Source organism: Xanthomonas sp. (genome assembly GCF_017163755.1).
Classification (GTDB): domain Bacteria; phylum Pseudomonadota; class Gammaproteobacteria; order Xanthomonadales; family Xanthomonadaceae; genus Xanthomonas_A.
This window is the reverse complement of the sequence record NZ_JAFIWC010000042.1, coordinates 1-13641: the sequence shown is the minus strand read 5'-3', so window position 1 is coordinate 13641 and position 13641 is coordinate 1. Positions and strand designations below refer to the sequence as shown.

The following is a 13641-nucleotide window of genomic DNA, read 5'->3' as shown; positions in this document are numbered from 1 at the left end:
GCGGTTCCTGCTGCGCGCCGCGCGGCTGGCGGACATCGACGCCATGTGGGCCTTGCGCACGCGCTGCGTGCGCGAGGTCTGCGCGTCGCACTATCCGCCCGAGGTGATCGCGGCCTGGGCGGCCCGCCGGTACCGGCGCGGTACCCGTCGTGGATCGGCGACGCCGCGGCGGTGGTCGCCGAAAGCGCCGGCGGGCGCCTGCTCGGCTACGGCGTGGTCGATCGTACCGGCAGCGAGATCGACGGCCTGTTCGTCGATCCCGAGGCCAGCGGCGCCGGCCTGGGCACGCGCCTGCTGCGCGCGCTGGAGGCGAAGTTGCAGACGGCAACGCGCATCCATCTGGCGGCCTCGCTCAATGCGGTCGCGTTCTACCAGGCGCAGGGCTACGTGGCGCTGCGCCAGGGCGGCTACGCCCATCCCAGCGGCGTGTCGCTGGCCTGCGTGTTCATGGAAAAGCCCACGTCGCCGGCGGCTGCAGGCCATGGCGCGGCGCCGCTCCAGGGCGGCGACGGCCCCGCGTCGTGAAATGTCGCATGCGGCGCTGAATCACACGCGGTCGCTGTCGGACGGTCCGTCTCGCGGCTAGTCGCGCGCGACCCGAAATGCATGGCTCGACGACGCGTCGCATCCGCACGCTCGTAGCGCGCGCCCGACGCGCAAGCGTCAAAACCCGAGTCCCGAGTCCCGAGTCCCGAGTTCCGAGTCCCGAATCCGCAACGCAACCGCAACTCACCCAGCGCGCTGCAGCCATGCCGCCGCGCCGCGCCCGGCGCGCAGCCCGCTGGCGAAACAGGCGGTGAGCAGGTAGCCGCCGGTGGGCGCTTCCCAGTCCAGCATCTCGCCGGCGCAGAAGGTGCCGGGCAGGGTGCGCAGCATCAGCGCGTCGTCCAGCGCCTCCAGGCGCACGCCGCCGGCGCTGCTGATCGCCTCGACGAGCGGCCGCGGCCGCAGCAAGGTCAGCGGCAGGCGCTTGAGCGCGGCGGCGACACGACCCAGGTCGGCGCCGGCGTCCTTGCCGAGCGCCTCGAACAGCAGCGCCGCCTTGACCGCGTCGACGCCGGCCTGGCGGCGCAGGTGTTCGCCGAAGCTGCGGCCGCCACGCGGCTTGCCGAGGTCGGCCTGCAGCCGCTGCAGCTCGCGCCCCGGCACCAGGTCCAGCTGCAGCGTGGCCTGTCCGTGCGCGGCGATGGCCTGGCGCAGGTCGGCCGACAGCGCATAGACCAGGCTGCCTTCGATGCCGTCTTCGCTGACCACGCATTCGCCCTGCAGCGCCTGTTCGCGGCCATCGGCGTCGCGCCAGTGCGCCACCACCGGCTTGAGCGGCGCGCCGGCATGGCGGGCGCGCATGTGCGCGCTCCAGGCCACGTCGAAACCGCAGTTGGCCGGCTGCAGCGGCGCCAGGTCGATGCCGCGCGCCCGCAGCACGTCCTGCCAGGCGCCGTCCGAGCCCAGTTGCGGCCAGCTGCCGCCGCCCAGCGCCAGTACCGTCGCCTCGGCAGGCACCGCGGCCTCGCCGTCGGCCGTGGCGAAACGCAGTGCGCCATCGTCGGTCCATCCCTGCCAGCGATGCTGGACGTGGAAGCGCACGCCGCTGTCCTTCAGCCGCCGCACCCAGCCGCGCAGCAGCGGCGCGGCCTTGCGGTCCAGCGGGAACACGCGCCCGGAACTGCCGACATAGGTCTCCACGCCCTGCGCCTGCGCCCAGGCACGCAGCGCGTCGGCGTCGAAGTCGGCCAGCCAGCGCGCGACCTCGGGCGCACGCTCGCGATAGCGCGACACGAACCGCTCGAACGGATCGGAGTGGGTCAGGTTCAGCCCGCCCTTGCCGGCGATCAGGAACTTGCGCCCGACCGAGCCCTTGCCTTCGTAGACGTCGACCTCGGCGCCGCGCGCACGCGCGGTCTCGGCGGCGATCAGCCCGGCCGGGCCGCCGCCGACGATGGCGATGCGCCCGCGCACGGCGCCGGCGCGCTTGCTGGCGGGCGGCAAGGACATCGTCAGCGCGGCTTGACGTCGAGCAGCTCGACCTCGAACACCAGCGACGCGCGCGGCGGGATCGCCCCGCCGGCGCCGCGGTCGCCGTAGCCGTAGTCGGGCGGGATCATCAGCGTGCGCGTGCCGCCCACGCGCATGCCGGCCACGCCTTCGTCCCAGCCGCGGATCACCTGGCCGCCGCCGAGCGGGAAACTGAAGGGCTGGCCGTGGTCGGCCGAGGCGTCGAATTTCTCGCCGCGCCGGTCCTTGGCCTTCTCGTCGTAGAGCCAGCCGGTGTAATGCACGGTGACCAGGCTGCCGGGCGTGGCTTCGGCGCCGCTGCCCACGCGCCGGTCGATCTTCTCGAACGCGGCGATGGTGCCGCCCGGCGGCGGCCCCGGCGGCGTGCAACCGCTCAGCCAGGCCGGCAACGACAGGCACAACAGCAGCAGGGCACGGCGCATGCGGGCGATCCAGGGGCGGCAGGGCGTGCAAGGGTAGCGCATCGCCGCAGCGGCTATCATGCGGCGCATGGCCAAACTGCTGCTCAACCTGCGCAACGTGCCCGACGACGAGGCGGACGATGTGCGCGCGCTGCTCGACGCGGCGCGGATCGGATACTACGAAACCCGCCCCAGCGCCTTCGGCATCTCCGGCGGCAGCATCTGGCTGCGCGAGGACGACGAATTCCCGCGGGCCAAGGCCGCGCTGGCGCAGTACCAGGCGCAGCGCGGCGAACGCGCGCGCGCCGAGCGCGCCGCCGCGCTGCGCGACGGCAGCGCCGACACCTTCGGCGCGCTGCTGCGGCGGCGCCCGCTGTTCGTGCTGGCGACGCTGGTCGGCATGCTGCTGGTGGCCTCGCTGGTGCTGCTGCCGTTCCTGCTGCTGCGCGGCTGACGCCGGTCGTCCGCGCTAAAATGCGCGGATGATCGCCAATACCGCCGCCTATCACTTCGTCGCCATCGACGATCCCGACGCGCTGGCCGCGCAGCTGCTCGCGCATGCGCAGGCCGGCGAATTGCGCGGCACCATCCTGGTCGCCGGCGAAGGCATCAACCTGTTCCTGGCCGGCGCGCCGGCGGCGATCGACGGGTTCTACGCGCAGCTGCGGCGCGATGCGCGCTTCGCCGAACTGCGGGTCAAGACCAGCCTCAGCGCGCAGCAGCCGTTCGCGCGGCTGAAGGCCAAGGTCAAGCCGGAAATCATCAGCTTCCGCCGCGACCAGGCGCGCCCGCTGGACGCCGAGCGCGCGCCGGCGGTGGCGCCGGCGACGCTGCGGCGCTGGCTGCGCCAGGGCTGCGACGACGCCGGCCGGCGCGTGGTGCTGCTGGACACGCGCAACGCGCAGGAAGTGGCCTACGGCAGCTTCGCCGGCGCGCTGACCCTGCCGATCGCCAAGTTCACCGAGCTGCCGGCCGCGCTGGCCCCGCACCGCGAGGCGCTGGCCGACGCCACCGTGGTCAGCTTCTGCACCGGCGGCATCCGCTGCGAAAAGGCCGCGCTGTGGATGCGCGCCGACGGCATGGACAACGTGCTGCAGCTGGACGGCGGCATCCTCGGCTACTTCGAGGAAGTCGGCGGCGAGGGCTACGACGGCCGCTGCTTCGTGTTCGACGAGCGCGTGGCGTTGGACGCGCAGCTGCGGCCGCTGGCGGACGCCGTGTAGGAGCGGCTTCAGCCGCGGCCGCCCTTCGCATGCGCAGCGCTCGCGGCTGATGGCCGGAGGCCACGCAGAGCCGCTCCTGCAGAAAGCAGGATCGGATTCGCGGCAGCGCTGCGATTACGCGTACTGCATCTTGCGCGTCATCCCGCCATCGACCACGAAGTCCTGGCCGGTGACGAACCCGGCAGCGTCCGACAACAGGTACACCGCCAGCGCGCCGATGTCCTGCGGCGTACCGACGCGGCCGGCCGGATGTTGCGCGTGGTCCTGCCGCGACAGCGCCGGCTTGCGCCGCGCGCTCGGCTTGCGCCAGGCGTCGGTGGCGATCCAGCCCGGGCTGATGCAGTTGACCCGCACCGCCGGCCCGGCGCTGATCGCCAGCGCGTGGGTGAAGGCGAGCAGCCCGCCTTTCGCCGCCGCATAGGCCTCGCTGTCCGGCTCGGACTGGCAGGCGCGGGTCGAGGCGATGTTGACGATCGCGCCGCCGCCCGCGCTGTCGCGCAGCGCCGCCAGCGCATGCTTGCTGCACAGGAACGCGCCGCCCAGGCTGGCCCCCAGGCGCCGGTTCCATTCGCGCAGCGACAGGCGCTCCAGCGGACCGGTATGCGGATCGGCGATGCCGGCGTTGTTGACCAGGCCGTCGATGCGGCCGAACCGCGCCAGCGCGGCGTCGACGAAGCGGCGCACGCCGGCCTCGGCGGCCACGTCCAGGCGCCGGAACAGCGCGCGGTCGCCGGCGTCCAGTTCGGCCAGGCAGGCGCGCCCGGCGTCGGCGTCCAGGTCGCCGAACGCGACCCGGCCGCCGGCGCCGAGCACCGCCTGCACCACGCCGCGGCCGATGCCCTGCGCGCCGCCGGTGACCAGCACCACGCGATCGCGCAGCGGCAGGGCGGGGGCAGCGGATGGTGGCGGGATCAGAGACATGGCGGAGATCGGACAGGGCGGGAGTGCAGCGTAGCCAGCGCGTCGTGCAGCCGGTGTCGCCTTCGCCGGCGAGTGGGGCCTGTGTGCGGGCGTACCCTCACCCCAACCCCTCTCCCGGGGGGAGAGGGGCTCAAGCCGTGCGTCCCTTCTCCCCCCGGGAGAAGGTGCCCCGAAGGGGCGGATGAGGGTACGGCCGCACGCACCCTCACCTCACCATCGCAAATCAGCGTTCCGGCCCCGGCCGCTGCAATCGGCGTCCCGCGCCCCCAGTTCTGGCGGATCGCCTTGCAGGAACACGCCCCCCATGATGCCGATCTCCATCCTCGACCTGGCCCCCGTCTGCGAAGGCAGCGACACCACCCAGGCCTTCGCCAACATGCTCGACCTGGCGCAGCACGCCGAGCAGTGGGGCTATCACCGCTACTGGCTGGCCGAGCACCACAACATGCCCGGGATCGCCAGCGCGGCGACCGCGGTGCTGATCGGCCATGTCGCCGGCGGCACCCGCAGCATCCGCGTCGGCGCCGGCGGCATCATGCTGCCCAACCACGCGCCGCTGCAGGTGGCCGAGCAGTTCGGCACGCTGGCGTCGCTGTACCCGGGACGCATCGACCTGGGCCTGGGCCGCGCCCCGGGCACCGACCAGCCGACCGCGCGCGCGCTGCGCCGCTATTTCGACAGCGCCGACCAGTTCCCGCAGGACGTGGCCGAGCTGCTGCGCTACTTCGAACCGGCGCAGCCCGGCCAGCTGGTGCGCGCGGTGCCCGGCGCCGGCATCGAGGTGCCGGTGTGGCTGCTGGGCTCCAGCCTGTTCAGCGCGCGCCTGGCCGCGGCGATGGGGCTGCCGTTCGCGTTCGCCTCGCATTTCGCGCCCGACGTGATGGACGAGGCGCTTGCGGTGTACCGCCGCGAGTTCCAGCCGTCGGCGCGGCTGCGCAAGCCGTACGCGGTGCTGGCGCTGAACGTGATCGGCGCCGAGTCGACCGACGCGGCGCGGCGCCTGTTCACCACCCAGCAGCAGAGCTTCGTCAACCTGCGCCGCGGCCGTCCGGGCCTGATCCCGCCGCCGATCGACGACATCGAGGCGTTCTGGCAACCGCACGAAAAGGCCGGGGTGGAGCGTGCGCTGGCCTGCACCGTGCTCGGCGACGCCGACGAGGTGGCGCGCGGCCTGGCCGCCTTCGTCGCCCGGCACCAGCCGGACGAACTGCTGTTGACCGCGAACATCTACGACCACGCCGCGCGGCTGCGCTCGTTCGCCATCGCCGCCGAGGCGTGGAAGCGGCAGCCGGCCGCGGCCTGAGCGGAACCTTCCCGCAAACGCGGAACCGGCAGGGCAGGGCGCTGCGCGGCATCGGCGCGGGTCCGCGTCCGAGATGCGGCGGCGCGCCAGCGCGCGCGGTGGCGCAGCCGCGAAGGCGCGGTTCGCCGGATGTGCGGCGCCCAGCCACGCTGCGCGTTCGTCGCCCTGGTGCTTCGCCGCTGGCGGTTGCCGGCCCGGTGACGGCGCCACGCGGCACGCCGCCGCGATTCACGCCGCTTTGCACGTCCTTGGGCTCTGATGCCCGCTCGCTGTTTCGTCCAGAAGAACATGGAGACCTACGTGCACGAGCGCCAACAGAACATCCGCCGGCTCGCCGAACTGATCAAGGACGTGAAGGTGGCGATGCTCACCACCGTCGGCCCCGACGGACGCCTGGTCAGCCGCCCGCTGGGCACCCAGGAGGTCGAATTCGATGGCGACCTGTGGTTCGCCACCGCCGCCGACAGCCCGAAGGTGGCGGAAATCCGCGCCAATCCGCAGGTCAATGTCGCCTACGCCTCGCCGTCGCAGAACACCTACGTGTCGGTGGCCGGCCGCGCGCGCATCGTCGACGACCGCGCCAGGATCGACGCGTTGTGGTCGCCGTCGATGAGCCTGTTCTTCCCCGGCGGCAAGGACGACCCCAACCTGCGCCTGATCCACGTCGCCGCCGACTCGGCCGAATACTGGGACGGCCCGGGCACGCTGCTCGGCAAGGCGTTGCACTTCGTGATGGGCGCGGTCACCGAGCATCCGGAGGCGATGACCGACAACCAGTCGCTGGACCTGAACGGGCGCGGCTGACGCCATGCGCCGTGGCGCAGCGGCGCGACGGCGGCCGATGGCTAGGAGATCGAAGCTGGCCGCTCCCGCCAGGCATGGCCGGCCGCCATTCGTGTCGACGAACTGTCTGCAGCGGCGATCCCGGGCGCGTCGCGATGGATCGAGGGCGCGACGCCGTGGGTTCCCGCTACCAGGCCAGCGTCCAGGCGTTGCGTTGGCTCTTGCTGACTCGCAAGAGAGGGCGGAAACGGCGCCGGCGCCGGGCACCGGTGATTCGGCTGCCCGGCCGGTCTAACGCACGCGTTCCCAGACGATCCTTATCTGCGTTCCTTCCGGGCGGCGAAACGTCTCGATCATCCGGTCGCCGTCGACCACCATCTGCAGATCGTCGCGGGTACGCACACTTCCGACCCAATTGGGAAACGTCGAGCCCTCCACGCGATTGCCGCTGAACTCGCCCCGCTCATCGACGCTATAGCGGCCGAAGAAGCCGATGCCGCCGGCCATGGCCGCGCGATTTTCCGCGTCCGTGCCGTGTCCCCGGACATTGGAGGCGAACCTGGGTACCCGCGGATCGGTGAGGACTTCCACGAAGGTCAGGTCCTGCGTGAAAACCAGCCAGCCGTGCGGGTTCGGCCCATAGGCGGGCGTATTGGCGCCCTGCGGATCGAGCTGGGCGGACACCATGCGCCAGGTCCCGACGACCTTGTTGGGGCCCTGCGCCGAAACGCTGCCGCAGGCCGCCATGGCGGCCATGCCCATGGCCAATAGCGCGCTCGTGAACCTGTTCATGATGGTGCTCCGTCGGTTCATCGTGGGGCTTGTCCGCTGAAGTCCGGCCGGTCTGCAGGCACGCCTCGGCGACTTCGTTGTCCGAATGGCCGAGACCCCGGCGAGCCAGAGCCTCTGGCCTGCGCCCAGACAGATCCCGGCGACCGATCCGCGCGCAGCGGGTCTGCGGTGCGCATCCCGCGCCCTCCGCTCCGGCACGATGGACGCGTCCGCCGCCTCGGCGCCGCCGCGGCGGATTCAACGCAGCTTCTGCATCCACTCCCGGCCCAGGTCCACCACCTGGTCCGAGGCCAGGCCCAGTCCCAGCGCCACGCCGATGCCGCCCAGCCACGAGGCCAGCATCAGCCCGCCGTCGCGCTCCAGCAGCGCCAGCGAGAACAGCAGCAGCATCGCGCCGAAGGCGTAGTTGGTGAACGGGATCGGCAGCGACAGCAGCACGCCCAGCACCACCAGCAGCAGGCCGCTGAACGCGTGCGCCAGCCGCGAGTCGATCAGCTGCGGCAGGCGCGGCTTGAGCAGCTTGTCCAGCCGCCGCAGCCATGGCGAGATGCGGCCGACGAAGCGCTGCATGGTGCGCCGGCGCGGCCCGCGTTCGCCGATGAAGCCCGGCACCCAGGGCTTGCGCAGGCCGATCAGCATCTGCACTCCGATCAGGATCACCAGCGGCCCGCTGATCGCCCCGGCCAGCCCCGGCACCGGCAGGAACGCCGGCAGGATCGACACGAACAGGAACATGCCGAACGCGCTCTGCTGCAGGTCGCCGAGGATCAGCCGCAGCCGCAGCTGCTCCTCCGGGTCGCCGACGGCGAAGGTGTCCAGCAGGGTGCGGATGCCCTCGGCGCTGTAGCTGTCGGCCGGATCGGGCGCGTCAGCCGGTGATGTCATCGCTGTTCTCGTCCTGCAGCCGGTTCAGCAGCAGCTTGTCCACCCGCGCGCCGTCCAGGTCCACGACCTCGATGCGCCAGCCGGCCCAGTCGAAGAACTCGCCGGCGTGCGGAATCCGGCCGAAGTAGTAGATGCACAGCCCGGCCAGCGTGTTGTAGTCGCCTTCCTCGGCATTGGGCAGTTCGGCGCCGCCGAGCAGCTCGCGCAGGTCCTCGATCGCCAGCGAGCCGTCGATCAGCAGCGAGCCGTCGGCGCGGGTCACCACCAGCGCGTCCTCGTCCGGGTTGTCCACCGACTGCAGGCGCCCGACCACCGCGCCCATCAGGTCGCTGATCGTCACCAGGCCCTGGATCTCGCCGTACTCGTCCACCACCAGCGCCATCGACTGCTGTTCCTCGCGGAAGATCTCCAGCAGCTTCATCGCGTGGGTGGATTCGGAGACGAACAGGGTGTCGCGCAGGTTCTGGAACAGGTGGGTGGCGTTGCCGTCCATGCGCGTGACCAGCGACTTGACCTCCAGCACGCCGGCGATGTCCTGGTCGCTGCCGCGGTACACCGGATAGCGCGAGAACTCGTGCTCGCGCATCACCTGGAAATTGCGCTCGGTCTCGGCGTTGGCGTCGAGCCAGGCGATGCGGTTGCGCGGCGTCATCAGGCTGTCGGCGGTGCGGTCGCCCAGGCGCATGACCCGGTTCATCATGTCGCGCTCGTGGGCGTCGATCACGCCGGCCTCGTGGCTCTCGGCCACCAGCATGCGGATCTCCTCCTCGGTCACCGACGCCGATTCCTCCTTGCCCAGGCCGAGCAGGCGCAGCACCAAGCGGGTCGAGCGCGACAGCACCCAGACGCCCGGGGCGGCGATCCTGGCCAGCCAGCCCATCGGCACCGCAACAAAGGTGGCGATGGTCTCCGAACGGGTGATGGCGAAGCGTTTGGGTACCAGTTCGCCGAAGATCAGCGTCAGAAAGGTGATCAGCGCCACCGCCAGGGTCTTGCCGATCACCGCCGAATAGGCGTTGCCGAACATCGTCGATTGCGCCGCCAGGGCCGGGAACAGCTCCTGCAGCCAGGTCCCGATCGCCTCGCCGATGGCCTCGCCGCCGAACAGGCCGGTCAGCACGCCGATCAGGGTGATGCCGATCTGCACCGTGGACAGGAAGTTTTCCGGGTTCTCGGCCAGCGCCAGCGCCTTGGCCGCGCGGGTGCTCGACTGCGCCATCTGCTTCAGGCGGCTCTTGCGCGAGGTCATCAGCGACATCTCGGACATCGCGAAGAAGCCGTTCAGCAGCACCAGCGCCACGACGATCAACAATTCAAGCATGCGCGCGCTCCCTGGCGGCGAGGGAAGCGGGGACATAGGCGCCGCGGGGGCGCGGAGGAGGGGGGCGGGGGTGGTCGTCCATAGGGTGCGCCGGCAAAGGCGCAGCGGCATGGTAACAAACCCGTGTCGTCGCCGCGCCAACGCCGCGCGGATCGGCCCGGAACGCCCGGTTTACCCGTTGCGTCACCAAACAGTCATAATTCCGTCCCGGTGCCGTCCCTCCCGCGACGGCGGGATTGCGTTTCATGTTCTCGTTGCAGACCATCTTCGGTTCCGGCAAGCAGTTCTACACCCTGCTCGACGAAGCGGCCCAGGCCGCGTACGACAGCACCAAGGCCCTGCACGCGATGATGCGCGAGTCGGATCGGCAGCCGGCGCTGGACGGCTTCAAGCTGGCCCGCCTGCGCGAGCGCGCGGCGTCGGACAAGATCAGCCAGGCGCTGGTCGACAGCTTCATGACCCCGATCGAGCGCGAGGACATCGAGGCGCTGGGCTCGGCGCTGTACAAGATCCCCAAGCAGGTCGAGAAGTTCGCCGACCGCTATTCGCTGGCGGTGCAGCACCTGGAGCACATCGATTTCGCGCCGCGCGCGGCGATGCTCGAGCAGGCCGCGGCGGTGGTGGTGGAGATGGTCCACGACCTGCGCAACATGCACCTGGACCGGATGAGCGCGCTCAACGACAAGCTGCGGTCGCTGGAGAACGAGGCCGACCGGCTGATGCTCGAGCTGTACCGCGACATCTATTCCGGGCGCCTGGACAACCTGCAGATGTTCCTGCTGAAGGAATTCTTCGAGATCCTGGAAAAGGCCATCGACCGCTGCCGCGAGGCCGGCGTGGTGGTCTACCAGATCGTGCTCAAGAACTCGTAATGGACGGGGTGCGGATGTTCGCCATTTCCGGCTCCGCGGCCCGGGCCATCGGCTGCGCCGGTGCCCGGGCGCCCGGCTTGCCCGTCCTGCGCCCGGCCGCGCCGCGGTCACCTGCCCGCCCGGACCTGAGGGCGCCGCGATGCTGACCCTGGTCCTGGTCGTGATCCTGGCCGCGCTCGTGTTCGAGTTCATCAACGGCTTCCACGACACCGCCAACTCCATCGCCACCGTGGTCGCGACCAAGGTGCTGACCCCGGGCTGGGCGGTGATCCTGGCCGCGGGCATGAACCTGCTCGGTGCGCTGACCGGCACCGCGGTGGCGATGACCATCGCCTCGGGCCTGCTCAACACCGACGTGGTGGCGGTCACCCCGCAGGTGATCCTGTGCGCGCTGCTCGGCGGCATCATCTGGAACCTGATCACCTGGTGGAAGGGCCTGCCGTCCTCGTCCTCGCACGCGCTGATCGGCGGCCTGTGCGGCGCCGGCCTGGCTGCCGCGCACAACGACTGGGACGCGTTGATCTGGTCGCAGACGGTCGGCGACTGGGCCAAGAACAAGGGCCTGCTGTGGAAGGTGTTCGTGCCGATGATCACCTCGCCGATCGCCGGCTTCCTGCTCGGCATCGTGGTGATGCTGCTGCTGTGGGCGATCATCGCAGGCATGGCCCGGCTCGGCGGGCCGCTCGGACGGCTGGCGCGGCCGCGCTGGGTCAACGCCGTCTTCGGCAAGGCGCAGATCCTGTCGGCTGCGTACATGGGCTATGCGCACGGCCACAACGACGCGCAGAAGACCATGGGCATCATCGCCATGACCCTGATCGGCGCGCAGGCCACCGGCGCCCTGGACGACCTGCCGCACTGGCTGGCGTTCCTGCATCCGGCCGCCAGCCAGGGCCAGGGCATCGCCACCTGGATCGTGCTGACCTGCGCGGTGGTGATGGCCGCCGGCACCGCGTCCGGCGGCTGGAAGATCATCAAGACGCTGGGCCACAAGATGGTCAAGCTGCACCCGATCCACGGCTTCGCCGCGGAGACCAGCTCGGCCACCATCCTGACCCTGGCCGCGCACTTCGGCATGCCGGTGTCCACCACCCACAGCATCTCCACCGCGATCATGGGCGTGGGCTTCGCCAAGAACCCGCGTTCGCTGCGCTTCGGGGTGATCGAGCGCATCGTCTGGGCCTGGATCCTGACGATTCCGGCGGCGGCCGGCGTGGCGTACCTGATCTTCCGGATGTTCGCGCTGTTCGGCTGGGCGGGGTGAAGCCGGGACCGGGGACCGGGGACCCGGAAGAGCGAAGCCGGGAATCCGCTTTCCGGGTCCCTCGTCCCTGGTCCCTGGTCCCCGGTCCCGGCTCAATTAGCCCGATACATCCCCATCACATCCCGCCGCAACGCGGCCTGGCTGTCGGCGCGGCTGTAGAACATGTGCCCGCCGGGGTAGTTCCTGACCTGCACGCGGTCCGGGTCGCTGCCCATCACCGGCATCTGGTCCACGGTCAGCACCGAGCCCATGAACGGGCACGACAGGTCGTTCCAGCCGTGCACGATCAGCACGCGCAGTTTCGGGTCGATCGCCACCGCCTGGCGCAGCTCGGTCACCGAGCCCTTGCGCAGTTCGTCGCCCCAGTCCCACAGCTTGTTCACGTCGTAGTTCAGCGCCTGGTAGCGTGCGTCGACCTTCCAGCCGACCACGCGGGTGACGAAGTCCACCATCGCGGTGGTGGTCGGGGCGATGATGCTGTCCAGCAGCGGATCGTTGGCGCGCTGCTCGGGCGAGTTCGGGAACGGGTCGAACGCGGTCACATTGGAGTCGTAGCGGCTGCCCAGCTCGCCCTTGTCGCGGAACACCTCGCGCAGGTACGACTGCGTCTCCAGGCGGCCGCCGGCGCGGCGCACGTACAGCGGATCCAGCCCGGTCATCTGCGCCACCCGCTGGATCATCCGCTCGGTGCCCGCCGCGTCGGCGCGGCCGCGCAGCAGCGCGCTGGCGTAGTCGCCGCGGGCGTACTCGACCACCTCGCGCATCGCCTCGGGGGTCAGCCGGCGCTCGCGCTCCAAGTGCGCGGCGGCGATCGACGGCAGGGTCAGCATCCACGGCAGCGGCGACACGTCGCCGTTGTCGTCCAGCGTCGGGTTCAGGTACGGCGACACCAGCACCACACCGTTCATCGCCACGCCCAGCCGGGTCTGCAGGTAGTGGGTGATGCGCGGGCCGCGGAAGCCGCCGTAGCTCTCGCCGACCAGGTACTTGCGCGACTGCAGCCGGCGGTGCTTCAGCAGCCAGTCGTAGATCGTGCGCGAGAGGTATTCGACGTCGGCCTGCGGGGTGTAGAACTGCTTCTTGGCCTCGTCGTCGCCGACCAGCGCGCGGCTGAAGCCGGTGCCGACCGGATCGATGAACACCAGGTCGGTGAAGTCCAGCCACGTGCCCGGGTTGTCGCGCAGCGTCGCCGGCGCCGAGGCGCTGTCGCCTTCGCTGCCGAACGCGACCACCTTCGGCCCGATCGCGCCGAGGTTCAGATAGACCGACGCGGCGCCGGGGCCGCCGTTGAGCGCGAAGGTCACCGGACGCTCCTTGCCGTCGACCGTATAGGCGGTGAACACCACCTCGGCCACGGTCTTGCCCTGCGCATCCTTCACCGGCAGCGTGCCGACCGTGGCGGTGTAGCTCAGCGACTTGCCGTCGACCCGGGTGACCTGCCGCACCTGCGCGTCGGCCGGCAGCGCGGCGGGCTTGGCCGGCTCGGCCTTGCCGGCGGGATCGGGCTCGGCCGCCGCGGCGTGGGAAAACGGCAGGACGGCCAGCAGCAGCGCCGCCAGCAGCGGCTTGGACAGGTTCGGCACGGGGTGCGCTCGCGGGAAGGGGAGCGGCATGCTAGGCCGCGGCAACAGCGGCGCGGATGTGCTTAAAGGCATGGCCGCATGCAGCGTTGCGCCATCGATATCGCGACATCCTTTATCGCGCCCCACGGCCACGGCCATGCCACCGAAGCCAACATCCTTCTCCCATCGGGAGAAGGTGGCCGAAGGGTCGGATGAGGGTGCGTGCGCAGCCTCGTGCGCGCGGATCGCGGGAGTATGTGCGCTGCGCCGTACCCTCACCCCAACCCCTCTCCCGGTG

Annotated in this window: 14 protein-coding genes; 7 read left to right on the top strand and 7 right to left on the bottom strand. The window is 71.1% G+C overall.

The window, feature by feature from the left end:
• Nucleotides 1–171 precede the first annotated feature (171 nt).
• On the top strand, nucleotides 172–525 hold the full coding sequence (locus JR065_RS21835; protein WP_343237306.1) for a GNAT family N-acetyltransferase: 354 nt from the start codon (nucleotides 172–174) through the stop codon (nucleotides 523–525).
• A 204-nt stretch (nucleotides 526–729) separates the two neighbouring features.
• Here the strand turns inward: JR065_RS21835 and JR065_RS20065 are convergent, their stop codons facing one another.
• Together JR065_RS20065 and JR065_RS20060 are read right to left on the bottom strand one after the other, a co-directional pair.
• The gene (locus JR065_RS20065) at nucleotides 730–1995 is read right to left on the bottom strand and encodes a TIGR03862 family flavoprotein (RefSeq protein WP_206236256.1); all 1266 of its coding nucleotides are present in this window, start codon (nucleotides 1993–1995) and stop codon (nucleotides 730–732) included.
• Between the two features lie 2 nt (nucleotides 1996–1997).
• Nucleotides 1998–2438, bottom strand: a complete 441-nt coding sequence (locus JR065_RS20060; protein ID WP_206236255.1) for an FKBP-type peptidyl-prolyl cis-trans isomerase — start codon at nucleotides 2436–2438, stop codon at nucleotides 1998–2000.
• Nucleotides 2439–2505: 67 nt separating this feature from the next.
• Here JR065_RS20060 and JR065_RS20055 point away from each other — a divergent pair, with 67 nt between their 5' ends.
• Together JR065_RS20055 and JR065_RS20050 are read left to right on the top strand one after the other, a co-directional pair.
• The gene (locus tag JR065_RS20055; RefSeq protein WP_206236254.1) at nucleotides 2506–2871 is read left to right on the top strand and encodes a DUF6164 family protein; all 366 of its coding nucleotides are present in this window, start codon (nucleotides 2506–2508) and stop codon (nucleotides 2869–2871) included.
• Nucleotides 2872–2899: 28 nt separating this feature from the next.
• Entirely contained in the window at nucleotides 2900–3640 is a 741-nt protein-coding gene (locus JR065_RS20050) for a sulfurtransferase (protein WP_206236253.1), read from the top strand.
• Between the two features lie 114 nt (nucleotides 3641–3754).
• Here JR065_RS20050 and JR065_RS20045 read toward each other — a convergent pair whose 3' ends face one another.
• Nucleotides 3755–4561 (bottom strand): SDR family oxidoreductase, encoded by an 807-nt coding sequence (locus JR065_RS20045; protein ID WP_206236252.1) that lies wholly within the window; start codon nucleotides 4559–4561, stop codon nucleotides 3755–3757.
• A gap of 304 nt (nucleotides 4562–4865) precedes the next feature.
• On the opposite strand from JR065_RS20045, the gene JR065_RS20040 reads away from it, so the two are divergent.
• Both JR065_RS20040 and JR065_RS20035 read left to right on the top strand, forming a co-directional pair.
• Nucleotides 4866–5864 carry an LLM class flavin-dependent oxidoreductase gene (locus JR065_RS20040; protein ID WP_206236251.1) on the top strand — a complete coding sequence of 333 codons (999 nt, stop codon included), beginning with the start codon at nucleotides 4866–4868 and terminating at the stop codon, nucleotides 5862–5864.
• Between the two features lie 288 nt (nucleotides 5865–6152).
• Nucleotides 6153–6668 carry a pyridoxamine 5'-phosphate oxidase family protein gene (locus JR065_RS20035; protein WP_206236269.1) on the top strand — a complete coding sequence of 172 codons (516 nt, stop codon included), beginning with the start codon at nucleotides 6153–6155 and terminating at the stop codon, nucleotides 6666–6668.
• A 270-nt stretch (nucleotides 6669–6938) separates the two neighbouring features.
• Here JR065_RS20035 and JR065_RS20030 read toward each other — a convergent pair whose 3' ends face one another.
• The 3 genes from JR065_RS20030 to JR065_RS20020 all read right to left on the bottom strand — a co-directional run bounded on the left by JR065_RS20030 (nucleotide 6939) and on the right by JR065_RS20020 (nucleotide 9645).
• The gene (locus JR065_RS20030; protein WP_206236250.1) at nucleotides 6939–7439 is read right to left on the bottom strand and encodes a lipocalin-like domain-containing protein; all 501 of its coding nucleotides are present in this window, start codon (nucleotides 7437–7439) and stop codon (nucleotides 6939–6941) included.
• A 237-nt stretch (nucleotides 7440–7676) separates the two neighbouring features.
• Nucleotides 7677–8324 (bottom strand): exopolysaccharide biosynthesis protein, encoded by a 648-nt coding sequence (locus tag JR065_RS20025; RefSeq protein WP_206236249.1) that lies wholly within the window; start codon nucleotides 8322–8324, stop codon nucleotides 7677–7679.
• Nucleotides 8308–9645, bottom strand: a complete 1338-nt coding sequence (locus JR065_RS20020) for a hemolysin family protein (protein WP_206236248.1) — start codon at nucleotides 9643–9645, stop codon at nucleotides 8308–8310. The genes JR065_RS20025 and JR065_RS20020 overlap by 17 nt, the downstream gene beginning before the upstream one ends.
• Nucleotides 9646–9890: 245 nt before the next feature.
• Between JR065_RS20020 and JR065_RS20015 the strand changes: the two genes are divergently transcribed.
• Both JR065_RS20015 and JR065_RS20010 read left to right on the top strand, forming a co-directional pair.
• The gene (locus tag JR065_RS20015; protein WP_206236247.1) at nucleotides 9891–10517 is read left to right on the top strand and encodes a DUF47 domain-containing protein; all 627 of its coding nucleotides are present in this window, start codon (nucleotides 9891–9893) and stop codon (nucleotides 10515–10517) included.
• A 139-nt stretch (nucleotides 10518–10656) separates the two neighbouring features.
• Nucleotides 10657–11781 carry an inorganic phosphate transporter gene (locus tag JR065_RS20010; protein ID WP_206236246.1) on the top strand — a complete coding sequence of 375 codons (1125 nt, stop codon included), beginning with the start codon at nucleotides 10657–10659 and terminating at the stop codon, nucleotides 11779–11781.
• Between the two features lie 92 nt (nucleotides 11782–11873).
• Here JR065_RS20010 and JR065_RS20005 read toward each other — a convergent pair whose 3' ends face one another.
• Entirely contained in the window at nucleotides 11874–13394 is a 1521-nt protein-coding gene (locus tag JR065_RS20005; RefSeq protein WP_206236245.1) for a S10 family peptidase, read from the bottom strand.
• Between the last annotated feature and the right edge of the window lie 247 nt (nucleotides 13395–13641).